19 protein-coding genes are annotated in these 26,058 nt (G+C 69.8%); 5 read left to right on the forward strand and 14 right to left on the reverse strand.

Features of this window, described 5'->3' with window-relative positions; all coding sequences use genetic code 11:
- Nucleotides 1-56: 56 nt before the first annotated feature.
- The 6 genes from pcaB to ACFRMN_RS24280 form a co-directional block, all read right to left on the reverse strand.
- Nucleotides 57-1,436, reverse strand: coding sequence for a 3-carboxy-cis,cis-muconate cycloisomerase (gene pcaB, locus ACFRMN_RS24255; RefSeq protein WP_383022773.1), 1,380 nt, complete (start codon nt 1,434-1,436; stop codon nt 57-59).
- Nucleotides 1,433-3,400 carry an FAD/NAD(P)-binding protein gene (locus ACFRMN_RS24260; RefSeq protein ID WP_383022774.1) on the reverse strand — a complete coding sequence of 656 codons (1,968 nt, stop codon included), beginning with the start codon at nt 3,398-3,400 and terminating at the stop codon, nt 1,433-1,435. The genes pcaB and ACFRMN_RS24260 overlap by 4 nt, the downstream gene beginning before the upstream one ends.
- Nucleotides 3,397-4,587 carry an FAD-dependent monooxygenase gene (locus ACFRMN_RS24265; RefSeq protein ID WP_383022775.1) on the reverse strand — a complete coding sequence of 397 codons (1,191 nt, stop codon included), beginning with the start codon at nt 4,585-4,587 and terminating at the stop codon, nt 3,397-3,399. The genes ACFRMN_RS24260 and ACFRMN_RS24265 overlap by 4 nt, the downstream gene beginning before the upstream one ends.
- Nucleotides 4,588-4,595: 8 nt before the next feature.
- Nucleotides 4,596-6,167: an AMP-binding protein gene (locus tag ACFRMN_RS24270; RefSeq protein WP_383022776.1), complete on the reverse strand. Its 1,572-nt coding sequence runs from the start codon at nt 6,165-6,167 to the stop codon at nt 4,596-4,598.
- A 109-nt stretch (nt 6,168-6,276) separates the two neighbouring features.
- Nucleotides 6,277-6,846, reverse strand: a complete 570-nt coding sequence (locus ACFRMN_RS24275; RefSeq protein WP_383022778.1) for an SRPBCC family protein — start codon at nt 6,844-6,846, stop codon at nt 6,277-6,279.
- A 93-nt stretch (nt 6,847-6,939) separates the two neighbouring features.
- A complete protein-coding gene (locus tag ACFRMN_RS24280) occupies nt 6,940-7,926 on the reverse strand; it encodes an NADPH:quinone reductase (RefSeq protein ID WP_383022780.1) in 987 nt (328 codons plus the stop codon).
- A gap of 259 nt (nt 7,927-8,185) precedes the next feature.
- Here ACFRMN_RS24280 and ACFRMN_RS24285 point away from each other — a divergent pair, with 259 nt between their 5' ends.
- From ACFRMN_RS24285 to ACFRMN_RS24295, 3 genes are read left to right on the forward strand one after another with little or no spacing between them, the layout of a single operon-like run.
- Nucleotides 8,186-9,280: a cupin domain-containing protein gene (locus ACFRMN_RS24285; RefSeq protein WP_383022782.1), complete on the forward strand. Its 1,095-nt coding sequence runs from the start codon at nt 8,186-8,188 to the stop codon at nt 9,278-9,280.
- 41 nt (nt 9,281-9,321) lie between these two features.
- Nucleotides 9,322-10,272, forward strand: coding sequence for a hypothetical protein (locus ACFRMN_RS24290; RefSeq protein ID WP_383022783.1), 951 nt, complete (start codon nt 9,322-9,324; stop codon nt 10,270-10,272).
- A 9-nt stretch (nt 10,273-10,281) separates the two neighbouring features.
- Nucleotides 10,282-11,283 carry an alpha/beta fold hydrolase gene (locus tag ACFRMN_RS24295; RefSeq protein WP_383022785.1) on the forward strand — a complete coding sequence of 334 codons (1,002 nt, stop codon included), beginning with the start codon at nt 10,282-10,284 and terminating at the stop codon, nt 11,281-11,283.
- Nucleotides 11,284-11,313: 30 nt separating this feature from the next.
- Here the strand turns inward: ACFRMN_RS24295 and poxB are convergent, their stop codons facing one another.
- The 3 genes from poxB to ACFRMN_RS24310 all read right to left on the reverse strand — a co-directional run bounded on the left by poxB (nt 11,314) and on the right by ACFRMN_RS24310 (nt 15,181).
- Nucleotides 11,314-13,050, reverse strand: a complete 1,737-nt coding sequence (gene poxB / locus ACFRMN_RS24300) for a ubiquinone-dependent pyruvate dehydrogenase (protein ID WP_383022786.1) — start codon at nt 13,048-13,050, stop codon at nt 11,314-11,316.
- A 99-nt stretch (nt 13,051-13,149) separates the two neighbouring features.
- A complete protein-coding gene (locus ACFRMN_RS24305) occupies nt 13,150-13,746 on the reverse strand; it encodes a DoxX family protein (RefSeq protein ID WP_383022788.1) in 597 nt (198 codons plus the stop codon).
- 166 nt (nt 13,747-13,912) lie between these two features.
- On the reverse strand, nt 13,913-15,181 hold the full coding sequence (locus tag ACFRMN_RS24310; protein WP_383022789.1) for an MFS transporter: 1,269 nt from the start codon (nt 15,179-15,181) through the stop codon (nt 13,913-13,915).
- A gap of 312 nt (nt 15,182-15,493) precedes the next feature.
- Here ACFRMN_RS24310 and ACFRMN_RS24315 point away from each other — a divergent pair, with 312 nt between their 5' ends.
- Nucleotides 15,494-16,873: a tannase/feruloyl esterase family alpha/beta hydrolase gene (locus tag ACFRMN_RS24315; protein ID WP_383022791.1), complete on the forward strand. Its 1,380-nt coding sequence runs from the start codon at nt 15,494-15,496 to the stop codon at nt 16,871-16,873.
- Nucleotides 16,874-17,182: 309 nt separating this feature from the next.
- A complete protein-coding gene (locus tag ACFRMN_RS24320; RefSeq protein WP_383022793.1) occupies nt 17,183-18,691 on the forward strand; it encodes a multicopper oxidase family protein in 1,509 nt (502 codons plus the stop codon).
- A gap of 44 nt (nt 18,692-18,735) precedes the next feature.
- Here ACFRMN_RS24320 and ACFRMN_RS24325 read toward each other — a convergent pair whose 3' ends face one another.
- The 5 genes from ACFRMN_RS24325 to ACFRMN_RS24345 all read right to left on the reverse strand — a co-directional run bounded on the left by ACFRMN_RS24325 (nt 18,736) and on the right by ACFRMN_RS24345 (nt 26,018).
- The gene (locus ACFRMN_RS24325; protein ID WP_383022795.1) at nt 18,736-20,277 is read right to left on the reverse strand and encodes an AMP-binding protein; all 1,542 of its coding nucleotides are present in this window, start codon (nt 20,275-20,277) and stop codon (nt 18,736-18,738) included.
- Between the two features lie 5 nt (nt 20,278-20,282).
- A complete protein-coding gene (locus ACFRMN_RS24330; protein ID WP_383022796.1) occupies nt 20,283-21,488 on the reverse strand; it encodes a CaiB/BaiF CoA transferase family protein in 1,206 nt (401 codons plus the stop codon).
- Between the two features lie 28 nt (nt 21,489-21,516).
- Nucleotides 21,517-23,244 (reverse strand): oxalyl-CoA decarboxylase, encoded by a 1,728-nt coding sequence (gene oxc / locus ACFRMN_RS24335; RefSeq protein ID WP_383022798.1) that lies wholly within the window; start codon nt 23,242-23,244, stop codon nt 21,517-21,519.
- Nucleotides 23,245-23,572: 328 nt separating this feature from the next.
- Nucleotides 23,573-24,571 (reverse strand): cytochrome d ubiquinol oxidase subunit II, encoded by a 999-nt coding sequence (locus ACFRMN_RS24340; protein ID WP_383022800.1) that lies wholly within the window; start codon nt 24,569-24,571, stop codon nt 23,573-23,575.
- Nucleotides 24,564-26,018 carry a cytochrome ubiquinol oxidase subunit I gene (locus tag ACFRMN_RS24345; protein WP_383022801.1) on the reverse strand — a complete coding sequence of 485 codons (1,455 nt, stop codon included), beginning with the start codon at nt 26,016-26,018 and terminating at the stop codon, nt 24,564-24,566. Before ACFRMN_RS24345 ends, ACFRMN_RS24340 begins: the two co-directional genes overlap by 8 nt.
- Nucleotides 26,019-26,058 lie beyond the last annotated feature (40 nt).

Here is a 26,058-nt window from a genome sequence, read left to right on the forward strand (position 1 = left end):
CCCCGGGGGGGGGGGGGGGGCTCCCCCCCCCCCCCACTGCCGCTTCGGTACGCGCTTCAGGGGCGGGCGCGCAGTGCCCGGTCGACGAGCGGGCCGGCGGCGCCGGTGTAGCCGGCGGGATCGCACAGGGCCGCCAACTCGTCCTCGTCAAGACCGAGTCCAGGTATGTCACGCAGGACCTGGGCCAGCGTGCGCCCCGACTCCTCGGCCTCCCGCGAGGCGTCGTCGAGCAGCTTCCTGGCGGCCTCGCCTCCTTGGCGGGGCGCGAGCACGGAGACGATCCGCTCGGCGACGATCCGGGAGCCGGTCAGCGCCAGGTTCTCCCGCATCCGCTCGGGCCGTACCCGTAACCCCTCGGCGAGTTGTACGGCGGTGTGGGCGGCGCCCCCGGTCAGGCGCAGGCATTCACGCAGCGGCTGCCACTCCGCGTGCCAGCCGCCCGCCGACCGCTCGTCCTCCGACACCAGACACTGCGTCAGGATCGAGGCGATCGGCGGGACCTGGATCGCCGCGCCGCGCAGCAGGGTGGACAGCACCGGATTGCGCTTGTGGGGCATGGCCGAGGACCTGCCCCGGCCGGGCCCGTCGGGTTCTGCGACCTCGCCCACCTCGGTCCTGACCAGCGACTGCACATCGACGGCGACCTTGCCCAGCGCCCCGGCGGTGAACGCCAGGGCCGAGCCGAGGTCGGCCACCGGGGAGCGCAGCGCGTGCCAGGGCAGCACCGGCCGGGCGAGCCCGGTCTCCTCGGCGAAGGCCGTGATCAGGCGGTCGGGATACGCGGCGGCGGCCGACCCGCTGAGGGGGGCGGCGGCGAGATAGCCGGCCAGGGTGCCCGCCGCTCCGCCGAGCGATACGGGCAGGGCCGCGTCCACCGCCCCGATCCGCTCGGCGGCGTCCAGTACGAGGTGCCGCCAGCCCGCCGCCTTCAGGCCGAAGGTCGTGGGCACCGCGTGCAGCGCCAGCGTGCGGCCCGCCATCGGGGTGTCCCGGTGCTCGGCCGCCAGGTGGGCCAGCGCCTCCGCGGTGGTGCGCAGATCCGCCAGGACCGGCCGCAGCGCCCGCCGCGCGACCAGCATGGCCCCCGTGTCGAAGACGTCCTGGCTGGTGGAGCCCCGGTGCACATACCCGGCGGCCTCCGGATCCACGGCCCGCACCGCTTCCTTGAGCGCGGCCACCAGTCCCACCACGGGGTTGGCGGTCTCGCGTGCCGCGAGGGCGAGCGCCCGCAGATCGAGCGGTTCGGCGCGGGCCGCCCGGGTGATCGCCTCGGCCGCCCGTGGCGGGACCACACCGAGCCGGGCCTGAGCCCGGGCGAGTGCGGCCTCCGCGTCCAGCATGGCCTGTAGCCAGGCCCGGTCGCACACGGCGGCCTCGACGGGAGTTCCCGCGCGCACCGGTGAGAGCAGACCCGCGTCGATGAGATCGCCACTCATACGATCACCCCCGTGAACCGGCCGCTCCCGGCCACGGCCGGCTCCGCCGGCGCCTGCCGGGCGGAGCCCAGGGCGAGCACGGCACGGGCGATCGCGTCGGCGTCGCCCAGCGTCACCGAGTCCACGCCGGGCCGGACTCCGGCGGCGGTCACCCAGTGCACCGACTCGGTCGGAACGCCGTAGGCGAACCGGCGTGGGTGGGGCCGGCCCTGCCCGTCGACGATCCGGCACGGCCGCTCGGTGACGGCCAGACCGCCCGTCTCGTGACTGATGCCCCGCTCCCCTTCGACGCGGTAGGGGCGGCACTGCTCGGTGAGGAGCAGCTGGCGCAGCAGCGGGTCGGCGGTGCGCCGTATGTCGGGCAGGGGCAGCCGGGCCTCGATCAGCTGCCGGGACCGTACGGGCGGGCCGGGCACGACGGTCGACCGGGCGACGAAGGCGGGCCGTTCGGTGTCGACGCGGATCTGGGTACCGGGGCCGGTGAGCTCCAGGATCCCCGCCTCGATCAGCGCGATCATCTCCTCGGTCCTGGAGACCGGGGGCCCGATGGAGAGGAAGGCGTTCAGCGGGGTGTACCAGCCCTCCAGTTCGTCGAGGTGCGAGCCGCCTTCGAGGCCGCCGTGGTCGACCACGAGGCGGATCTCGTTGCGCAGGTCGCGCAGGACGTCCAGGGCCGCCTTGTGCGGGCCGCTGACGTTTCCCGCCCGCGCCTGGCGTACGTCCCGCGCCAGGTACGTGAGCAGCCAGTCGCGGAAGTCCTTCCGGTCGGTGAAGGTCCGCCCGTGACAGGGCTGGGAGAGGCGTTGCCAGTCCCAGCGGTCGTCGGGGGCGATGCCGTGGTCGTCCAGGAGCGCCGTCCGCCGAGACGGCGACGCGGAGAGATAGCGGCGGACGAACGCCTCCGGGCCGGCCTTCCGGGAGGCCAGCAGCGTGCCGTAGTAGACGCCTTCGACCTCAGCGGCGATCAGCGGCCACACGTCGGCCCGGAAGCGCACCCGCTCGCCGCCCCGGGAGCGTCCGCGCAGCGCGGCGATCACCTCGGGGGTGAGCAGGCGCGGGGTGTGCCTGCCGGACGCGCCCTTCTCGTTCTCCCCGCGCGCCTGGTACGGCACGCCCCGGCGGGAGCTGGCGTACAGCCGCGGCTCGCGGCCGGAGGGCCGGTAGACCAGCCGGTCCCCGACGCGGTCGAAGACGCCGCCCCGGCCGGCGGTGAACAGCGCCATGTAGTCGAAGAAGTTCAGGCCCAGGCCGCGCAGCAGCACCGGCTCGCCCGGTTCGACGCTGCCCGTGTCCACATCGGCGGGATTGGCAGGCGGGATGTAGGTGAGGTGGTGGATACGGGCCAGACTGGCCGTCCTTTCCTGATGCGGTGTCAGCTGGGCGGGCAGATGTCCCTGGGCGAGGACCACGGCGTCCAGATCGTGGATCCGGGTGCCGTCCGCCAAGCGGATGCCCTGGGGCCCGCCGGGGACGCCATGGGTGTCCGCCATCGCGACGGCGCGCGAGCGGTGCACGGTCACGGTGACATGCGCCGGAGCCCGTGCGACCACCTGGTGGAAACAGTCCCGCAGATACTGTCCGTACAGGGCGCGGGTGGGGTACGAGTCCGGTCCCACGGCGCGGGCCTCGGCGAGTACGGCCTCGTCGTAGCCGCCCAGGTCCCCGAAGCGGGCCAGGCCGGCCGCCCACTCGTACAGGCTGGAGCCGGGCTCGACCGGTCCCTCGATCCGTGTCTCCGCGTCGGTGAACACGGTGATCTGGGACGCCACGGTGTTGGTGAGCAGCCGGCGGGACTGGTCGGTGCGCCAGACGGCACCCGCGCCCGGCGCGGCCGGGTCGACGACATGCACGGTGACGGATGTGTGGGAGGGCGCCGCACGCTCGTTGGCGCACAGCCGCTCCAGGAGGCACAGCCCGCGCGGGCCGGCGCCCACGAGGCACACCGTCAGGCGCCCGCCGCTCATCGCCGGGCTCCGGCGGTACCGAACTCGCGCGCTCCGTGCAGCCATGCCACCTGGTCGTGCAGGGCCGTGCCGGACAGGGCCGACAACATCTCGTTCCTCGCTTTCGCTTCGGCTCCGGCCGGATGCCACAGCCGGGTGCTCGCCCGGGCGGTGTGGGTGATCCGGGCGGTGCGCTCTCGCCGTTCGGCGTTGTACTTCTCGAACCGGTCGGGGATCGTGTCCGCGTCCTCGTCGAGCAGGTCGCCCAGCACGACCGCGTCCTCCAGGGCCTGGCACGCGCCCTGGGCGGCGTAGTGCAGCATCGGGTGTGCCGCGTCGCCGAGCAGCGTCACCCGTCCGTCGGTCCAGCGGTCCACCGGATCCCTGTCGACCAGCGACCATGACTTCCAGTCCTCGCCGAGGGCCAGCAGGCGCCGCGCGGTCGTGTCCAGGGCGGCGAACGCGCCGCGCACCCGCTCCCGGTCCACGGGTACTCCGGCGAATGACTCGGTGACCCCGTTCTCGACGCTCGGCGCGAGATTGAGGTAGCGGCCGCCGGCGATCGCGTAGTGCACGAAGTGCCGGCCGGGCCCGGCCCACCAGGTCACGGCGTTCCACCGCAGCTCCTCGGGGACGCGCTCCATCGGGATGACCGCGCGGAACACGGTGATGCCCGCGACCCGCGGTTCGCCGTCGCCGACGAGCTGCCGCCGGATCGCCGAGCGGATGCCGTCGGCGCCGATCACCGCGTCACCGGCGACCTGTTCCCCGCCGTCCAGGAGCACGCTCGCGCCGGAGGCGTCCTGGCGGTAGCCGGTGGCCCGGGCGCCGGCGCGCAGTTCGATCGCCGCCGACCGGCGGCAGGCGTCCAGGAGCAGCCCGTACAGCTCGCCGCGGTGGACCACGACGTACGGATTGCCGAACCGGCGCCGGTAGACGCCGGTGAGCGGCAGGCTCGCCACATGCGCGCCGCTCACGCCGTCCATGAACCTCAGCTCGTCGATGTGCACCGCGCGGGCACGCACGGCGTCGCCGAGACCGAGGCGGTCCAGGGCGTGGAGCCCGTTCGGCGCCAGCTGGATACCCGCGCCGATCTCCGCGAACGTCACGGCCCGCTCAAGCACCACGGCCCGGTGTCCGCGCCGGGTGACGGCGAGGGCCGCCGCCAGCCCGCCGATACCGCCCCCGACGATGACCGTCCTCGCCATGCCGCCCCCTATTCGGCCGGACCGGCCGCGGTCAGCCGCTTCGCCAGTTCGAGTCGCTTGATCTTCGTGGTGGCGGTCTGCGGCAGGTCCGCCAGGCGCCACTGCACCGGCTCCGCCATCGCGGGCAGTCCGGCCACCGCGCCGTGCCACGCCTCCCGGTCGAGCGGTTTGTCGTCCTTGGTGCACACCACGGGTACGGCGGTGCCGTCCGCGCCGGGAACGATGATCACCTCGGTGAGGTCGTCCAGCTTCGCGAACAGGGTGTCCTCGACGGCGAGCGTGCTGCCGAACCCGGGGATCAGGTCGACCTCGCGGTCGAGGAGGTGCAGACACCCCCACTTGGTCCGGTAACCGACGTCGCCCATCCGCCACCAGCCGTCGCTGAGCTGCTGGGCGTAGCGCTCCGGCTCGCCGAGATAGGTCTTGATCCGTCCGTCGCTGCGCACCTCGATATAGCCCGGGTCGGTCTCCGAGGGGGGCCGTCCACCGCGGCTCACCACGCGGACGTCGGTCATGCCGGGGAACGGCCTGCCGACGCAGCGCCCGTCCGCGTCCGGGGCGCGCCGCCGGGTGAAGGCGCGCACCACCGTGGGGCCCACCTCGCTCTGCCCGTAGAGCTGCCCGAACAGCGGGGCCCTGCGGCGTGAGGCGTGCAGCAGCCGGTGCACCGTACGCGGATGGATGGCGTCGAACGTGCTGCTGAACAGCTTGACGTTGGCCAGCGGCCCGCGCGGGTCGTCCGCCAGGCTCTCCCAGCGCATGAAGGTGTTGGGGTGGGCCTCCAGGATGCCCGGACGGATCCGGGTGAAGAGGTCGGCGGCCCGCGCCGGGTCCGAGTCCGACAGCACGACGATCGGGAAGCCTCTCAGCAGCGAGATGGCCAGGGCGGTGAACAGCCGCGAGTGGACGAACGAGACGTGCATCGCGACGGCTTCCCGCCCCCGGACGACCGGTTCGAGCACCAGCCGCTGCGGGCGGTAGCGGGCCTGGAGGGTCGCCCCCGTGTGCACCGCCAGCTTGGGGATGCCGGTGGTTCCTGACGTGTGGGTGATCAGGGCCGGGTGGTCGGCGGGCATGGTCACCGCGGCGATCCGCCGGACGCCGGCGAAGTCGGCCAGTGCCACGGCACGGTCATGGCGACCCGAGGTGAGCAGGACGCTCTCGGCCAGGTCGAAGACCGTACCGGGCAGCGAGGCGTCCAGCTTGGCCTGGTCGGTGACCAGATGGGGCCGGTCCGCGCGGCGCATCAGTTCGACCACGGTGGAGCCGTCGAGCTGGGGCGAGAGCAGCACGGGCACCGCGCCGATGCGGCTGATCGCGCAGGCGAGCAGGGTGATGTCGAAGCTGTCGGACTTGTGGACCACGACGCGTTCGCCGGGCCGGACCCTCGCCTCCCAGAGCCGCGAGGCCTGTTCGGCCACCAGCTCGGCCAGCTCCGCCACGGTGGTCCGGCGGCCGAGGTCCGGCGCCAGGTCCAGGTCGTGATCGAGGATCAGTATGTTCGCCGGATGCCGGGACGCCGCGCGCTCGAAGAGCGTCCCCAGCCGTATTCCACGGTTTCCTATGCGCTGCAGCAGCATCTGTCCGCCTTTCCGCCGTTGCCGCGGAGGGTCGAGGGTCAGGGTCGGGTTCGGTGGTTCGTGTGCGGGACGCGTGGCCGGCCGGCGCCTCCCGGGCCGGAGCGCCTGGTCACCGCTTTTCGACGACCTGCTTGATCCGCTGGACGGTGGCGGTCATGTCCGCCGTGAGCTTGGCCGTCCAGTCGCTGAAGAACGTCCGCTTCTCCGCCGTGTCCATGTCGGCGGTGATGCCGCGGATGCCTTCGGTGGGCCTGCCCATCCAGAACCGGTGCACCAGGACACAGCCGTGGTCCGCGGCACGCGTCTCGAACGACCAGACGCTCTCCTGCCGCCGTCCCGCGCGGTCGCGGATCGCCCAGCGGAAGACACGGCCCCGTTCGGCCTCGACGACCTCGGACTCGGTGGTCCACGCGCCGCGTACGACGGGTGCCCAGGCGACCACGTCCTCGGGCCGGTGGTTCTCGCCGCGGAAGACCGCGCCCACGGTCGCGGGAGTGCCGGAGAGCCACTGCCCGCCGGTGCACTCGACGCTCCACTCGCCGCTGCGTGTCAGGTCGCTGACCGTGTCGTACACGTCGTTCGGCGATGCGGTGATGTGTGTCTCGGCACTGACCTGGAAGAGAGGGGTGTCGAGCGGGATGTTCTCCGGCGGTGTGTTCTCAACTTCGGTGTCGGTCATGGCCGGAAGCGTCGTCGGTGGCGTGGAACCCGGTCAACGGGAGCTGCTTGGGTCCGTCAAGTCGCCACCGTCGCGGACGACGTGACGGTCGTATCAGGCGCCTGGGTCCGGGCACAGGACGACGCGCCTGCCATGCAGGCCGCCCCGCTCCAGACGGGCGTGGATCTCGGCCGCGGCACTCAGCGGTGCCTTCTCGACCGCCCGGGACCGCAGCCGCCCCCGCGCGAGAAGCCGGTTCAGGGCGCGTGCGGCATCAGCGAGTTCGGCGGTCGTGGCGCGCGAGATGACGAAACCGGTGACGGACCCGTCCTTGAGGTACAGCGGCCCCACCGGGAGAACGGGACGTGATCCCAGGCCGGCGAGCACCACGACACGGCCGCGGAAGGCGAGGAGATCGACCGAGGTGTCCAGATCGTTCCAGCCGGCCGCGTCGACCACCAGGTCGAACCCGTGGGGAGCGAACTCCCGGCAGCGGCCCGCGAGTCCGGGCTCGCGATAGTCGGCGAACCCCTCGGCCCCGAGGCCGCGGCAGTGCTCCTCGTCGTCGGAGCGTGCCATGGCCATCACCCGCGCGCCTGCCTCGGCGGCGAGCACGACCAGCGCACTGCCCACGTTCCCGGCGGCCCCGACGACGAGGACGTTCTCCCCGGTACGCAGCGCGCCACGGGTGTACAGCGCGAGATACGCCGTGGCCGCCGGGTGCAGCACGGCCGCCGCCCGCGTCGGGGAGGCCCGGTCCGGCAGGTGGTAGAGCCGGTCTGCGGGCACCACCACCCGCTCCGCCGCGGCGCCCTGCCGGCCGCCGTGGCCGAGGCTGTTGCACCACACGGTGTCCCCCACGGCGAAGCCGGCCACGCCCGCGCCGGTGGCGGAGACGGTGCCGACCACGTCACGGCCTATGACGAACGGGAAGGTCACCGGGGTCCGCCAGGCGCCGGAGCGGATGAACGTGTCCACCGGATTGACCGTCGTGGCGATGACGTCGACCAGCACATCCGTCGGACCCCCTAAGGGCAGGGGGAGTTGACCGTACCGAATGGCGTCGGCCGGCCCGAACCTCTCTATGTACGCAGCCTTCATGGGGCGCATGGTGCCACGGGGCCGGCGCCGTGCGGGGGTCGCGCCGAGTCACTTTGTCACAGTGGACACCGAAGGCCGGTCGCCGCGTCGTGGATTCCGCGTCTTTTGACATCCGCATCTTTTGACAACGGCTGATGGCGGATGAAAATTGGAGAGGTGTGCGACTACGAGGTCCGAGACCCGGCCCATCACTCAGGTCACGGAATAACCGGCTACGCATAGTGGCCGACGCGCTGACTTCGGGCGGGAAGGTTGAGCAATGGCCAAGGCCAGGACACCGCAGAAAAAGGCCAGGACACCTCACGGGGCAGCGACACCTCACAACAAAGCCGGGACCCCTCAGAGTCTGAACAGGCCGATCGAGCAGGACGCGCCTCTGCTCAGGCGCGGCAAGCTGGTGAAGCCGGGCGAGGGTGTCTCCATCTGGTGGATGGGCGACGACCGGATCACCTTCGCCGCTGTCAGCGAGGACACGGGAAGTGAGTACGCGTTCTGGATCGATTATCCACCGGCCGGAACCGGCCCGCCCAGGCATGTCCATTCGCGTGAGGAAGAGGGCTTCTATCTGCTCCGGGGGAAAATCGAGCTGAAAGCGGGGGGAATCCACACCACGGTGGGCGACGGCACGTTCTTCGCGGCGCCCCGCGGCATCGCACATGAGTGGCGCAATGTCGGGGAGGACAGCGCGGAACTCATCACCTTCACCACCCCGGGCGGTAACGAGGGTTTCTTCCTGGAATTGGGTGCGCCGGGCGATGAGCCTCCGGGAAAACGCGGGACGATGCCGGTCCAGGAAATCAACGCCCGTACCCCGCGCTACGGTGTCACCTACCTGGAAAACACCGCGGACGGGCACGAAAGGCCCCTTCCGATGGGGGAAGGACGCGGTCCCACCCTGGTCCTCCCTGATGAGGGCGACCGCCGGTACGCCGCCGGAGTGACGTACACCATCAAGGCGGCGGGTCTCGCGACCGCGTCCGCCTACACGGTCACCGAGATCACGCTTGAGCCGGGCGGCGAGATGCCCGCCCATCGGCATGCCCGCTACGAGGAAGCCTTCTACGTCCTGGAAGGAACCGCCGACGCGTTGATCGACGGAGAGGAATACGTGGCCTCCCCCGGAACAGTCGTGCTCGTGCCCTGGGGCGTACGCCACCGGGTGCGGAACCGCACCGATCAGCCCGTAAGGCTGTTCGACCTGACGGTGCCCGGCGGGATCGAGGATTACTACCGCTCCGCGTGCCGTCCGTCTCCCGGGCCGGACACCGACCCGGCCGGAGATCTGAACCGGCTGAGGGCGGCCGGGAGGCAGTTCGGTATCGAAGTCGACACCGACGACGGGGCGCCGGACTGAGCGCCCCATATCGACGGGCTCGGACAGCAGGAGGGTTTGTCATGGCAGACGCCAACTTCTTGACAGGCAGCAATGGTCTTGTGGCGGTCGACAAGGTCGGGAATCACATCCTGTTCCTCGATCCGGAGACATACGAGGTCGAGACGACCCTCGAAGGTTTCGCGCCGAGGGTGCACGAACTGCTCGTCTCGCCCGATCACCGCTTCGCGTATGTCCCCATCTACGGCGCCGGAATTCACGGTGACAATCCCCATCCGGGCCACTTGATCGCCCAGTTCGACCTGGAGGAACGGAGACATGTCGGAGACCTCAGCACGTTTCCGCATCTCGCTCCGCACGGCCTGCGCTGGGGCAAGGACGGCCAGTTGTACTGCGTATGCGAGAACAGCGGCGTGGTGCTCGAAATGTCCCCCGAGAGCGGCACGATCGAGGACGTGATCGAGGTGGGCTCCAACAAGGCGCACCGCGTCGAGGTGCTGCCGGACAACAGCAAGCTCTATACCGAGAACGAGGAAGACACATTCGCTTCGGTGGTCGATCTCGCCACGAAGCAGGTGGTCAAGAAGATTCCCACGCCGAACGGCACGGCGGGAATCGGCATGCCCCCCGACGGAGAGACGGTCATTCTCGTCGACGCGCAGCAGCCCCGGTTCTTCGTGGTGGACACCGACTCGGACGAGATCCGCTCGACGATCACACTCGACGGGCACGAGAAGGCGGCCCAGATCGCGCGCTACAGCCCCGACGGCAGGCACCTGGTGGTCACGAACTTCGAGGAACCGCTGGCTACGGTCCTCTCCGAGGACCTCACGTCACAATCCCTTCTCCACCTCGGCCAGGGCCCCATGAACATGGCCTTCCACGAGGACGGGGAGACGGTGCTCATCGCGAATCACAACGAGGGTTCGCTCGCCGTGTGCAACCTCGAACGCGGTGAGGTCCTGCGTACCGTGCAAGCGGGGGTCGGCATCGAGACCCTCTCGTTCTTCTAGGGGTCGCTCATGACCACCGACTGGGAATCCCAAGCCGTGTCAGGTTTCCACACCGTCAGCGACTTTCGGTTCGATGACGGAAACCACCTCGATGTGACCCTGGCGTACCACACACTCGGTTCCCTGAACGCGGGCGCCGACAACGCCGTGATGCTGTTGCACGGCACCACCGGCTCCGGCCGGCAGTTCCTGCGACCGTCGATCGCGGACCATCTGTTCGGGAGTGGCCGGCCCCTCGATGTGAACGAGTACTTCGTGATCATGCCGGACGCCATCGGTCACGGCGCGTCGAGCCGGCCCAGCGAAGGGCTCGGACCCGACTTCCCGCACTACGGCTACGGCGACATGGTCGAGGGGCAACATCGGCTGCTGGTGGAGGGGCTGGGCATCGAGCGACTACGGCTGCTGCTCGGTACGTCGATGGGCGGGATGCAGACGTGGATATGGGGCGGGCGGTACCCGGACCAGCAGGCTCTGATGGCGATCGCCAGTCTCCCCGAGCGGATCACCGGGCGGAATCTGCTGTGGCGGAGGATGCTCATCCATCTGATCAAGTCCGATCCCGGATACGCCGACGGCCGCTACAACAAGCAGCCGGCCGGAGTGGGCCACGCGATGGCGCTGTTCCAGCTCATGGTCGGCAGCGCGGGGCACATGGCGTCCGGTCCGCGGTCCATCGAAGCCTGCGACACACAGATCGAGGAAACCGAGTCGCAGGCGCTGGACAACGAGGACGCCAACGACGTCATCTGGGAGTTCGACGCGTCCAGGGATTACGACCCGGCCCCCGGCCTCCCGTCGATACGGGCCCCGCTGCTGGCCGTCAACTTCGCGGACGACGAACTCAACCCCGTCGAACTCGGCGGACTCGAAAGAGCCATCGCCTCGGTTCCCCACGGACGGGCCATGACGCTCCCGGCCGGCCCGAAGACGCGCGGGCACCAAACGCTCCACGTCGCCGAGGTCTGGTGCGACCACCTCGCGGAGCTGCTGGCCCGGACCCGAGGCTGAGGGGCCGCGTAAGGATCCGCGCAACACGCCTTAGTCAACGCCGAGTTGGCGCAGGTTGGACTTGGTGAGTTCCAAGATCTCGTCTCCCCGGCCGGAGAGGATGGTCCGGGTGGCGAACAGGGTGAAGCCCTTGAGCTGTTCAAGGGTGATCTTCGGCGGCAACGACAGCTCGTACCGTTCCGTGCGAGCGTCGATCAGCGCCGGACCGTCGTGCGTGAAGGCCTCCCGCAGAACGTCCTCCAGCTCGTCGGTGTGTTCGACGCGCGCCCCGAACAGGCCGGCGGCGCGGGCCTGGGCGCTGAAGTCGGGGTTGTTGAGCTCCGTGCCGTAGGTGACGATGCCCGCGGCCGTCATCTCCAGCTCGACGAAGGACAGCGCCGAGTTGTTGAAGACGACGATCTTCACCGGGAGGTTCAGCTGGCGCAGCGTGATCAGCTCGCCGAGCAGCATGGCCAGGCCCCCGTCACCTGCCAGCGCGACCACCTGGCGGCCGGGCTGACTGGCCTGGACGCCGATCGCGTGCGGCAGCGCGTTGGCCATCGAGCCGTGGGTGAAGGAGCCGATGAGCCGCCGCTCACCGTTCATACGCAGATAACGGGCCGCCCACACCGTCGGAGTCCCCACATCGGCGGTGAAGACCGCGTCGCGCGCCGCCAGCCGGTCGATCGCGGCGGCGACCTGCTGCGGATGCATGGGGGAGTCGCCCCGCTTGGCCTCGGCCAGCCGGTCCAGGCGGGCCCGTACCCGCCGGTAGTGCCCGGTCATCCTCTCCGCGAAGTCGCCGTCTGTCCGGTGCCTCAGCAGGGGCAGCAGCGCCGGTGCGGTGTCCTTGACGGTCCCCACCAAGGGGACATCCACCGGCGTACGGCGGCCGATCTGCTCGCCGCGCACGTCGACCTGCACGACGGGGACGTTCTCGGGGTAGAACGACCGGTAGGGGAAGTCGGTGCCGAGCATCAGCAGCGCGTCGCAGTGCTCCATCGCCCGGTAGCCGGAGCTGTAGCCGATCAGTCCCGTCAGGCCGACGTCGTAGGGGTTGTCGTACTCAAGGGAGTCCTTGCCGCGCAGTGAGTGGACCATCGGCGCCTTCAGCGCGGTGGCCAGGGCGACCGCCTCGTCGTGGGCGCCCGCGCAGCCCGCCCCGGCCAGGATGGTCACTCGTTCGGCGGTGTTGAGGACACGCGCCGCGCGCGCGAGCGACTGGTCGTCCGGCCGAATGACCGAGGCCGACCTGACCACCGGGCGTGGTGTCGGCGAGGAGGCGGCGCGGTCGAGGAACACCTCGCCGGGGACGATCAGCACCGCGACGCCGCCGCGCTCCAGTGCGCTGCGCATGGCGATCTCCAGCAGCCTCGGCAATTGCTCGGGCACGCTCGCCATCTCGCAGTACACACTGCACTCGCGGAACATCTCCTGCGGGTGTGTCTCCTGGAAGTAGCCCCCACCGATCTCCACGCGCGGGATGTGGGCGGCGATGACGAGCACCGGCACCCGGCTGCGCTGTGCGTCGAACATGCCGTTGATGAGGTGCAGGTTCCCGGGGCCGCAGCTGCCGGCCGCGACCGCGAGCCCGCCGGTGACACTTGCCTCGGCGGCGGCCGCGAACGCGGCGGCCTCCTCGTGTCTCACGTGTTCCCAGACGATGCCGCCGTCGCGGCGCAGGGCGTCGGTGAACCCGTTGAGGGAGTCTCCCGGCAGGCCGTAGACGCGCCGTACACCGGCGGCCTTGAGGGTGGAGACCATGGCATCCGCGACCGTAACGGCCATCCGTTCCTCCTTGGGTCCTTGAGTCCTTGAGTCCTTGGACTGCGGGCCCGTCGGCGATCACGGGCGCGTTTCAGCGTTCGGCGCCTGCGTAACGCCGGTTCAGGGGCCGTATGTGTCTTCCGGCTTTCCGCCCGGCGGGCTCGTCCGCAGCAGCGCGCGCCGCGTGGCCAGGCCCCCCAGTACTCCGGCCGCACAGCCGACGATGCCGGCGGGCGCGGGCCAGTTGATGCCGGCCAGCCGGTCGAGTGACCAGACGCCCGGCCCGGCGAGCCCGGCGACGGCCGCGGACACGATCAGGACCAGCGGGTACTCGTAACCGTCGTCCTGGACCCACAGCCCGTGCGGGCCTTTCACCGTGGCCGCGACGGTCATGACACCGGCGACGGCCGCCACCCCGAGCGGTGTCAGGAACCCGGCCGCGAGCAGCAGGCCGCCTCCCGTCTGACCGCTCCCGGCCGCCACCGCGGTGAGCCGGCCGCCGCGGAAGCCGTCGTGCCGGAACTCCTCGGCACCGCCGGCCAGGCCGCCCCCGCCCAGCAAGTGCGTCATCTTCTGCAGGCCGTGGGCGGCGACCAGCCCTCCGACGACGACGCGGAGGGTGAGCAGCCCGGCGTCGGTCCACCCGGCGGCCGGGCCGACGGCGCTCCCGGCCGCACGCAGAGACCGTTGTCCGACGGTGAGACATGGATTCCGCATGGTCACTTCTCTTCTCGCGCCACGACATGACCGACCAGCACACGGATCCGGTAGCCATCGGCGAGCGCCGGACAGCCCGGCCCGGAAAGTGCGGTTTGATGGCTTTAGTACAACGTCCTCATCTCCAGCACGCAAACGGTGGGCCGTGATGGTGCCGGAGGAGCGGTCAGTGATCGTTCGCGCGTCTTCCGCGGGGCCACCAGCCGATCAGCGCGGCCGCGACACAAGCGGCCGCTCCCAGGGCGAGCGAGTACCGGGGACCGGCCGCGTCCGAGACCGCGCCGATGACGGGTGATCCGATGGGCGTGCTTCCCACGAGCGCGGTGGACCACAAGGCGGTGACGCGCCCGCGGTACTGCGGGGAGGAGGCGAGCTGGACAGTGGCGTTCCCCGTCGTCAGGAATATGACGCTCGCCGCTCCGACGCATACGCACGCGACGATCGCTACCGGCACCGTCGGAGAAAGAGCCAGGAAAACGACGGACGCGGCATAAGCGCAAGCGATCCGTACGAGAAAGGGAACTCCGGTGTGCGAGGCGCGGGCCGCGTACAGCCCGCCCGCGACAGCGCCCGCGCCGAGCGATCCGATCAGCCAGTTGTATGTGGTTTCGACGCCGTGGAAGGTGTCGTGCGCCAACAGGGGCAGGCTCACCTCGAATTCAAAGGTGAATGTCCCCACCACGGCCATCATCAGCAGCGGCCGGGCGATCGAGTTGTGGTTCCTGGCATAGCGCAGGCCTGCCCGCAACTGTCCTTTCGCCCTCGGGGCATGGGCGCCGGTGTGCAGGTGTCTCGTATTGAGTGACAGGAGGGACAGTACGACGAAGCTGAAACTGGCGGCGTTGGCGATAAAGCACCAGCCGATGCCCACGGTAGTGACCAGGACGGCGGCGATGGTCGGCCCGAGCACACGGGCGACATTGACGAGCGTGCTGTTCAGGGTCACGGCGTTGCGGAGCAAGGAGGGTCCCACGACCTCTCCCACGAACGCCTGCCGCGCGGGGTTGTCCGCGGCGCTGAAGATCCCGAAGAGAAGGGCCAGGACGACGACCTGCCACAGGGTGATGGTTCCGGCGAGGACACTGACGCCCAGGACCGTGGAGACCAGCCCCAGGCCCACCTGCGTGAGGATCAGAAGGCGCCGCTTGTCGTACCGGTCGACGATCAGGCCCGCGTACGGGGAAAGCAGGAGGACAGGAAGAAACCGGGCCGAGGTGGTCAGACCGAGTGCGGTACCGGAGTCGGTCAGGCGCAGCACCAACAGTGCCTGTGCGACCGTTTCGACCCAGGTGCCGATGAGGCTGAGAGCCTGTCCGCTCACATACCTCCGGAAATTCGGGACCGCCAGCGCGGCGAAGATACGCCGCTTCACCGAAAGATCCGGCTCTTCCTTGTTGAGTGCACCGTGATCGGACGCTTCGTGGTGCGTGCTCACCGTTGGCCCCTCAGCGCGGGCCCGGACGCACGCCGCCGGCTGTTCGCGGTCGATTCCGGGGCTGTGATCGGCACCAGGGAAACGTGGCATGAAATGGAGTGCCGGGCTAGCCCGACACGGGGGTACGGGTGAGGGGGCATCGGTGATGAACCAGCCGCCGACCTAGAGAGACGCACCGGCGAGACTCACTGGTGAGACGCACATGACCGGATCTCGGGAGGTGTGGGCCGGCCCCATGGTCGTACGGGAACGGCCCCAGCACGATATGGCGGCGCACCCACCCGTATCGCCAATCCCCGGAGGCCCGCCCCCATGCGTCTGTCCCGAGGCATCCCGATTCTCGCCGCCCTTCTGATGGGGCTGTCCTCCATCGGCCCCGCCGGGGCGATGGACACGGCGCCACCGGACCGGGCGGACGCGCACTGCGCCCGGCAGCACCGGCTGGATGTGCCGGGAGCGGATCATCAGCGGAGCGCGTGTCTGGGAGATCTGACGACGACGGCGCTCGCCGGCACGCCGTACACCGATTCGACCGACCAGGCAGGACTGTCCGCCGCGGGGACGAAGAAGCCCTCCGGGGTGCCGGGCGTCCAGATCGACGGATACTTCCCCGACGACTCGCGCTCCAACGCCACCCACGGCTGGCGGCACGACGCCCAGTTTGTGATCAGGCTGCCCGACCGGTGGAACGGCGGCCTGGTCGTCACGGGCGCGCCGGGCAACCGTAAGCAGTACTCCACGGACGTCCTGATCTCCGACGCCGTGCTGGCCCGGGGATACGCCTACGCGGCCACGGACAAGGGCAACACGGGTACCGACTTCTTCGCGGACGGCGGACGGCCGGGTGACGCGGTCGCCGAATGGAACAGCCGGGTCACCGAGCTGACGCGCGCCGCCAAGAAGGCCGTACAGCAGCGCTACGGGCACGGGCCGCGCCATACGTATATGACGGGCATCTCCAACGGCGGGTATCTGACCCGCTGGCAGCTGGAGAACCACCCGGAGCTGTACGACGGCGGTGTGGACTGGGAAGGCACGCTCTGGACCACCCGCGGACCCAATCCGCTGACGAGTCTGCCGGTCACCGTCGCCCGGAGCCTCGGTACGGCGGACGACGACGATCTCCTCGCGGCCGGCTTCGCGGACGGGTCCCAATTTCTGTGGCCGTATCACCAGACGGCCTACTGGGGACTGACCCAGAAGATCTTCCGTGCGGAGTTCGACCCCTCGTACGACCCCAAGTGCCCTGGGGCGTCGGCCGGTTCGACGACCGAGGAGATCTTCGCGGCCTGTCCCTCCGACGCCGCCTACGACTACGCCTCCCGCCCCGCGTCCGTCCACCGCGCCGTGGCGAAGGTCGCGCTGACCGGGCGGATCGGCAAGCCCTTGATCACGCTGCATGGTGATCTGGACTCGCTGCTGCCGATCGCCACCGACTCGGATGTGTACACACGGATGATCGACGGCCAGGGCCGCGGCCGGCTGCACCGCTATTACACCGTCGAGAACGGCACCCACACCGACGGCCTCTACGACACCTATCCGGACAGGCTGCGCCCGATCCTGCCCTGCTACCGCTCGGCGTTCACGGCCCTCACGGCCTGGGTGGAGGAGGGCACGGCGCCGCCCGCGGACCGTACGATCCACCGGCCCGCGAGCGGTGATGTGGTCAATTCCTGCGCGCTGAAGTGAAGCGCGGCCGACGCCGAGCGGGGCGGTCTCCGGTTGTCCGCTGCCGCCGTTAGGGCGGATTTGTGTGGGCGGGAAGTGTGGTGCACCGGCGAAGCGGGATTCGTTCCCTAATCTCCGGTTGGACGGATCGACCGCATGCCGTACTGAGCGTCAGCCGTACAGAGCATCGGCCGTATCGAGCATCGGCTGTACGGAGCATCAGCCGCACCGGGCATCCCCCGCTCGACGCGGACCACGGTCCGTCGCATCCCCCCCCGTGCTCCGGGCCGTGACCCAGGAGCACGACACGCCGCCCGTAGGGAGAGAGTTGTGACTCGGTCGCGTTCCAAGCTCACCTGGCTCATCGTCGGCCTGGTGCTCGCTGCGGCCTGGCTGGTCGGCTGTACCGGCTCGTTGCCCGACCGGGCGACCCAGGCCAACGAAGGGCCGTTGCCCGGGGCGTCGCAGGCCGAGCAGACAGGGAAGGGCGCGCCGCTGCGGAATCCCCCGCAGGTGGTGAGCCACAACGGAGTTCTGCGCACCAGCGTTGTGGTCGAACGGCGAAAGGTGCAGGTGGGAGACCGCCGGCTGTGGGGTCTCACCTACAACGGCCGCTATATGCCGCCCACCCTCCGCGTCAAGCCCGGCGACCGCATCGAACTGGCTCTGGTGAACCGGGTCACGTCGAAGGCGCAGGGCGTGACGACGGACACCAATCTGCATGTGCACGGGCTCCATGTCTCACCGCGCAGCCCCGCGGACAACATCTTCCTGTCCATCAAGTCGGGTACGACGTACAACTACTCGTACCAGTTGCCGCGCGACATCACACCGGGCACCTACTGGTACCACTCACACATCGACATGTTCTCCGCCGCACAGGTGGCCGGTGGGGAGTCGGGCCTCATCATCATCGACGGACTGCGGAAGTATCTGCCGCCGTCCCTGCGCGACATCACCGAACGTGTCATCGCCCTGAAGGACAACCAGATCCAGGGCGACGAGATCAAGATCCATCCGCTGACCATCCAGCCGAAGACCAACCGCACCGTCAACGGCCAGCAGAATCCGGTCATCAGCATCCGCCCCGGTGAGACCCAGCTATGGCGGCTCGCCAATATCGGGGCAAATATCTACTACAAGCTGCATCTGCCGGGCGGCACCTTCCATGTCATCGCCCAGGACGGCTATCCCGTTCAACGGGTCTACGCCGCGAAGACATTGATCATCTCGGCCGCCGCGCGGTTCGACGTCCTGGTACAGGGAGGCAAGGAGGGCACCACCCAGCTGGAAACCCTCCCGTTCTACACCGGACCGGCCGGCAACACCTTCCCTCAAGTGAATCTCGCCAGTGTGGTCACCGGCGGTGCCCCCATGACGCCGGCCGCGATCCCCACCGCCTTCGCGCCCAGCCCGGATCTCGCCAAGGCCACCATCGCCGACCGGAAGAAGCTGGTGTACACGGAGTCGGGCGACAAGTACTTCATCAACGGCCGGATGTACGACCCGAACCGCATCGACTTCACCTCGCGCCTCAACACGGTGGAGGAGTGGACCGTCTTCAACAACACCGAGGAAGACCACTCCTTCCATCTCCACACCGACCACTTCCAGTTGATGAGCGTCAACGGAAAGCCCACCGATCCCGGTCACCGCTGGTACGAGACGGTGAACATCATCCGGGGCCAGACCATCGTCATCCGCGTCCACTTCAAGGATTTCCCCGGCAAGACGGTGGCACACTGCCACCTCCTCAACCACGAGGACATGGGCATGATGGCCGTCCTGAACATCGTCGACGACGGTTCGGGCCCCAAGCCCGGTTCCCGCGCGCGGTGACACGCTTGAACATGACCGCCGTCCCGGGCTGTTGGGGGCGGCGGTCAGCGCGATCCCGGCGTCGGGGCGCGAAGGGACGCGGCGAGTGCGCCGCGGTCGCCGGCGCCCTTGGCGGTGCGGGGGAAGCGGTCCAGGAAGTAGATCCTCTTGGGGACCTCGAAGGCGCTGAGCCGAGCCAGGCAGTGCTGTCGCAGGTCGTCCTGGGTGGCGTGCCGGCCGGGCTGGAGGATGACGGCGGCGTTGATCTCCTCGCCGTACTTCGGATCGGGTACGGCGAACGCCAGCGCGTCCTGGACGGCGGGGTGGGAGAGCAGTACCGCCTCGACGGTGTGCGGGGCGATCTTCTCGCCGCCGCGGTTGATCATTTCCTTTGTCCGGCCGCTGAGGAACAGATAGCCGTCGGGGTCCAGGTGGCCGAGGTCTCCGGTGTGGAACCACCCGTCGACGAAGGACGCGGCGGTTGCCCGCGGGTCGTTCAGATAACCGGCGGTGAGCGCCGGTCCCCGGACGGAGATCTCGCCGGTCTCACCGACGGCGGCCGGCTCGCCGTCGCCGGTGACGATACGGACCTCCAGGCCGGTGGGCAGGCCTACGGAGGCGTCCTCGCGGGCGCCGTCACACGGGAGCGGATTCGACGCGGCCTGGTGCGCGGTCTCGGTCATGCCGTACGCGGAGATCACCGGTGCGCCGAACCGCTCCTCGGTCCTGTGCAGGACCGCGGGCGCGAGCGGCGCGCTGCTGCTGCGGATGAACCGCAGTGCGGGAGGGTCGGCGGCCGGGTAGTCGGTGTCGGCACGGGCCAGCAGGATCTGGTGGATGGTGGGCACGGCGGTGTACCACGTCGCTTTCACGCCGGTGATCTCGTCCCAGAACAGGTGCGCGGAGAACCGTCCCGTGGCCGGGAGATGAACGGCGCCGCCGCTCGCGAGGGTGGCGAGCAGGCCGGCGATGAGGCCGTGTCCGTGAAACAGCGGCATGACCAGCAGTGTCGCGTCGTCGGGCGCCAGGTGGCAGGTCGACCGGACGCCCGCCACGGACGCGGCCAGGTTGGCGTGGGTGAGGGGCACGATCTTGGGCGTGCCGGTGCTTCCCGTCGTGAACAGCAGGAGCGCGAGGCCCGGATCCGAAGCCCTTCCGGGGTCTTGAGCCTTGCCGGAGTTCCTGCCGTGGCGGATGTCGGTGAGGGCCAACTGGTCGTGGACGGCGTCGAGATCGATCGCCCACGCGGGGATGGTCCTGGCTTCCGCGGGGTAGCTGTCGCGCAGCCGGTGGGGAAGGAGCACGGCCCTGGCGTTGACGGCGGCCAGGCGCGTGCGTATCTCCGGTCCTGTCAGCTGCGGATCCATCGGGACGACCACTGCCCCGGTGGTCCAGGCGGCCAGGAGCGCGAGGACGAACTCGGGGCGGTTGTCGCTGTAGAGGGCGATCGGGTCGCCGCGGCTGATCCCGGCCTCCGAGAGCCGGCGCGCGAGTGTCCGCGCGAGCCGGCCCAACTGCCGGTAGGACAGGCGCACGCTGCCGTCCGCCACTCCGACGGCTGTCCGGTCCGGCGTGCGCTGGATGCTGTCCTCGATCAGCCCGGCCATACCGGTCAATGGTGGTTCGCGTGCGGTACGAACTCGGTGCGCAGGGCATCAGAGCTGCTGTTCAGCTCCGGCGACGGGATCATGGTGCCGAGCGAGTTGTACGAGCCGAACTTGATCGGGTTGCCGGGGACCTGGAATCCCCCGACGTCCTTGACCATGCCGCGTACCTTGATCTGCTCCATCTTGCGGGTGTCATCGACGTTGAGGATCAGGCTGACGGGTATGCCCGCGTCGTCCAGCCGATTGTGCCAGGCGGCGGCCGTGTCGGTCCCCAGCACTTCTTCCATGACCGCCTTGAGGTCGGCCTGGTTGTCCATCCTGTCGACGTTGGTGGCGAAGCGCGGGTCGGTGGCCAGCTCGGGCTTGCCGAGGGTGTTGGCGAGGATGCCGAAGAGATGGTCATTGCCGACGCAGATCGCGATGAGCTGGTCGGAGCAGCTGAACGTGTCGAACGGCGCCATGGACGGGTGGCGGTTGGCGATGCGGTGCGGACGCTTGTGAACGCCGAGCGAGTCCATGAGGCCCTGCTCCAGGGTGGCGAACGTGGCGTCGAGCATGGCGACATCGACGGTGGTTCCCTTGCCGGTGCGTTCCCTGGCCGCCAGGGCGGTGACCACACCGCAGTAGCCGAAGATGCCGCCCAGGATGTCGGATATGGATGTGCCGACCCTGGTGGGGCCTCCGTCGGGCTCGCCGGTGGCGTCCATGATCCCGGAGATGGCCTGGATGACGGTGTCGTAGGCGGCCTGCATGTGGAGCGGACCGTACTGGCCGAAGCCGGAGATGGAGCAGACGATCAGCCGTGGGTGCTCCTGGACGAGCTTGGCCGGGTCGAGGCCCAGCCTGGCCATGACGCCGGGGCGGAAGTTCTCCACGACCACGTCCGCCTCGGCGATCATCGACTCGACCACGGCGAGATCGCCGGGGTCCTTGAGATTGAGGGCGATGCTCTCTTTTCCGAGGTTGGCGAACCGGTAGTACTCGGAGGTGCCGTCGCCGGCGAACGGGCCCATCTGGCGGGTGTCGTCGCCGGTGTCGGGCCGCTCGATCTTGATGACCCGTGCGCCGGCGTCGGCGAGCATCCGGGTACATGTCGGCCCGGCCAGGACGCGGGTGAAGTCCACGACCGTGATGTGCTCCAGGGCGTGCGGCTTGCTCGGATCCAGGTGCTCGTCCGGGGTGGCGGCACCGTGCGTGGTCTTCTCCTTCATGGCGTTTCCTCCCGGTCTGGTGTCCTGGTCAGTGCGCCGGCTGCAGGGAGCTGGTGGTGTTCATGCTGGTGAGGTGGCCGGACTCGGTGCCGGCTGTCGGGTCGGTGACGGCGTTGATCAGGGCCGGCTTGCCGGCGTGCAGCGCGGCGTGCAGCGCGTGGCCGAGCTCTTCCGGGGTGTCGGCCTGATAGCCGATGCCGCCGACGGCCGTGATGAGCTTGTCGTAGCGGCTGGAGTGCAGCAGCACCGTGGGCGCGGGGTCGGCCGAGTACGTGTTCACCTCGTCGCCCTTGTAGACACCGCCGTTGTTGAACACGATCGTGACGATCGGCAGTCGGTAGCGGCAGATCGTCTCAAGCTCCATGCCGCTGAACCCGAACGCGCTGTCGCCCTCCACGGCCACCACCGGCTTGCCGGATTCGACGGCGGCGGCGATGGCGTAGCCCATACCGACACCCATGACGCCCCAGGTGCCGGAGTCGAGCCGGTGCCGCGGCTCGTACATCGGCACGATGTCGCGGCCGAAGTCGAGTGTGTTGGCGCCCTCGTTGATCAGGTAGGCGTCGCGGTGCTTGTCCAGTACGTCGCGGATCGCGCGCAGCGCGGTCGAGAAGTTCATCGGTGTCGCGTCGGCGTCGAGCCTGGCCCGCATCTTCGCCACGTTCTGCGCCGTCCGGTCCTTGATCGCGTCCCACCAGGCGGTCGGCACGGCGAACTGACCGGGCTGCGCGGCTCGGGTGAACGCGGCCATCGCCGAGGCGATGTCCCCGACCACCGGAGCCGCGATCGGCCGGTTGCTGTCGATCTCCACCGGCGCGGCGTCGACCTGGATGAACTTCGCCGTCGCGGACCAGCGCGGCGGCTGCCCGTGCGCGAGCAGCCAGTTCAGCCGGGCGCCGATCAGCATCACCACGTCGGCCTGTCCGAGTACCAGGGACCGGGCGGCCGCCGCCGACTGCGGATGGTCGTCGGGCAGCAGCCCCTTGGCCATCGACATCGGCAGGAACGGGGCGCCGGTCGCCTCGACGAACGAGCGAATGTCCTGGTCGGCCTGGGCGTAGGCGGCCCCCTTGCCGAGGACGATCAGCGGACGCTCGGCGTGCGCGAGCAGATCCAGGGCCCGGGTGATGGATTCGGGCGCGGGAATCTGCGCGGGCGCCGGGTCGACCGCCCGGAACAGCGACGCCCGGCCCTCGTCGGCCGGGATGGTGTCACTGAGCACCGCGGCCGGCAGGTCGAGATACACCCCGCCGGGCCGGCCGGACACCGCGGCGCGAATGGCGCGGGCGACGCCGAGACCGATGTCCTGCGGCCGGTCCACCCGGAACGCGGCCTTCGCGAACGGCTTGGCCGCGTTGAGTTGGTCGAGTTCTTCGTAGTCGCCCTGCTGAAGGTCGATCACACTGCGCTCGCTGGACCCGCTGATCTGGATCATCGGGAAGCAGTTGGTGGTGGCGTTGGCCAGCGCCACCAGCCCGTTGAGGAAGCCCGGTGCGGACACCGTCAGGCAGATGCCCGGCCGGCCGGTGAGGAAACCGGCCGCGGCCGCGGCGTGGCCGGCGTCCTGCTCCTGCCGGAACCCTATGTAGCGAATCCCCTTGGCCTGCGCTATGCGGGCAAGGTCGGTGACAGGAATGCCGACCACCCCGTACATCGTGTCGACTCCATTGGCCTGCAGCGCGTCGACAGCCAGCGTGAAACCGTCGGTGACGGCGACATCCGGACGCGTAATTGTGCCGGCAGATTTCGGTGCCATGGTTGGCTCCTGTTCTGGTTTCTTTTCTTGAGGGCTTGCCCGGGAACCTCCCCACCGAGCTCGCCGGCCGGGGGCAGGCCGATTCGCCGAGGCCTGCCGGCTCTTTCCCCGGCCCATTGAGTGCGTCGACTCCGCATGGCCTGGAACGGCATTTCCGCGCGGGCCGACATCGGCCTCTCCGTCATCTCAAGGTTAGCGCCGGGACCTCGCCCGCGCTTTTCGCCACTTTTTATGGCGAGAGGGTTCCCACCGGTCGCCTGTCAGGATCGCGGGCTTTATCATGGCCCGCCGCGCGGTGGTCAAGGGGACGACGGCGTGGCGGCCGCGGTCACTGCCGCGACTCCAGCTTCCCCCGGTTCTGGAGGATGTAAAGGGCGGCCAGGGACGGGGCGATGAGCACCCCCGCGGCGCCCGCCACGGAGGCGAGCACCCAGAGTGTGGCCGTCGGCGCCGCCGCCTCGGCGATGCTGAGATGCGTGCCCAGCAGGTACGGGTACTGGGCCACGCCCCAGCCGCATACGACCGTCGCCACGGCCAGTGCGGCCAGCATGCGCAGGGCGAAGGTGTTCTTGCGTCCGAGGAGGAAAAGACTGAGCAGTCCGCTCAGCGCCGAGACGATGAGCAGCGGCAGGCCGAGGTGGCTCAACTGGTGGAACAGCCGAGGGGAGTCGGCCCGGAGAAGGAAGACGCCGGCCAGGCTGATCAACCCGGTGACGATCCCCGCGAGCAGGGCGCGTCGGCGGCACCAGGCTTCGAGCCGCGGGCTCCCGTTCTGTCGCGCGGCAACGGTCAGATACACCGCGGCGAGGTAGGCGCACACCGACACGGCCAGCACCCCGCCGAGTACGGATGTGGGGTTGTTCCAGCTTCCGAGCGGATCGCCGTTGCCGCCGGTGGGTACCCGGCCCGACGCGATGCCACCGGCAACGCTGCCGAAGCAGTAGGGGGTGAGCACCGAGGACAGCGCGAACGTCGCCCCGTAGATCCGCTGTTCGGGAGTGCGCATCGACGACTTGCGGAAGGCGAAGCCCGCGCCCCGCAGCACGATTCCCAGCACGGCCAGGCCCAGGGGGATGTAGAGCGTGGTGGTGATGGCCGCGAACGCGGTGGGGAAAGCGCTCCACAGCATGACGAGGCAGTAGATCAGCCAGGTGTGGTTGGCCTCCCAGACGGGGCCGATCGAGGTGTCGATCAGTTGGCGGGGCTTGCTGCCGCGTGCCGCCCCGCCGGCGGTCAGGTCCCAGAATCCGGCGCCGAAGTCCGCTCCGCCGAAGAGCGCGTAGGCGATGACACCGATGAACAGCAGGACCGCGATGGCGTCACTCATGGCCGCCTGCCTTCCCCGGGTGCGCGTCGGTCAGCGGCCGGTTGGGACCGTAGGGGACATCCAGCCCCTCGTCCTCCCCCTCGTCCTCGCCGGCTCTCCATCGTCTGGTCAGGGACCGCAGGATCAGTACCGCGCCGGTGCCCACCGCGAGGTAGATGGCGAGGGCGGCGGCGAAGAACGGCCACAGATTGCCCTGGGTCGTCACGGCGTCCTTGGTGAGCAGCAGACCGACCACGGTCCACGGCTGCCGCCCCACTTCGGTGGTCACCCAGCCGCTCTCCAGGCACACCACGGCGACGACTCCGCTGAGGGCGGCGCAGCGCAGGAACCACCGGTTGGTGGGCACCCGCTGACGGCGCCACAACAGCCAGGCGAACCAGATGACCAGGAGGAGCAGCAGGGAGGCCGTTCCCACCATGACGTCGAACGCGAGGTGGACAACGCTGACCGTTCTGTCGTCGGGCCGTACGGCGGGGTCGATCGCGTCGAGTCCGCGGATCTCCGTCGACGGTCTGAACCCGGCGAGCAGCGAGGCCACGTCCGGAAGCCTGAGGCCGTAGCGCACCTCGCCGTCCACGAGCACTCCGCCCAGCGTCTCGGGGACATGACTGCCGGTTCTGGGCAGCAGTTCGATCGCGGCGAACTTCGCCGGCTCGCTGTGGAACACCTGGCGTGCGACGACATCGCCGACATACATCTGTACGGGCAGGACGACGCCGGCCACGACGAATCCGATGAGGAAGCCGAGCCGGTGGTAGTGGTCGCGGCGGCCCTTGAGCATGCCGACCGCGTAGACCGCGGCCACCGAGAAACCGGCGACGATATAGGCGGCAAGCAGCATGTGCACGCTCTCGAACCAGAAGGCACCGTTGAAGAAGACCTCGGCCGGACGGACCTCCACGACACGGCCGTCGCGCATGGTGATACCGCCCGGCTGGTTCATCCAGCTGTTCGCCGCCACGACGGCGGCGGTGCCGCCCATGCTCGCCAGCACCACGGGTACGCCCGTCCAGAAGTGCACCCAGGGAGGAAGCCGCTTCCAGCCGTAGATATAGATCGAGACGAAGATCGCTTCCAGGAAGAAGAAGATGCCTTCGATCGCGAACGGGAAACCGAACGCGGCGCCATATCTGCCCATCAGACCCGGCCACAGGATGCCGAGTTCGAAGCTCAGCACCGTACCGGTGACCGCTCCCACGGCGAGCAGCACGGCGGCGACCTTCGACCAGCGCTGGGCGAGCAGCAGCGCCTGGTCGTCGCCGTGCCGCAGACCCCGGTAGTTGGCGATGAGCATCAGGGCGGTGAGCGCCACTCCGAACGGCACCAGGATGATGTGGAAGCCGAGAGTGAAGGCCATCTGTTCCCGGGCGGGCAGCAGCTGGGACGGGTCACCGGCCGAAGCCGCGGCCCGCAGCAGAATCCCGGCGGCCTGTGCGGAAGTTGGCATTCCTGCATCGTCCACGCAGGGGTCGGCGCGCCGGTCCGGC

The sequence above is a fragment of the Streptomyces sp. NPDC056835 genome (assembly GCF_042789485.1).
In the GTDB taxonomy this organism is placed as follows: Bacteria; Actinomycetota; Actinomycetes; order Streptomycetales; family Streptomycetaceae; genus Streptomyces.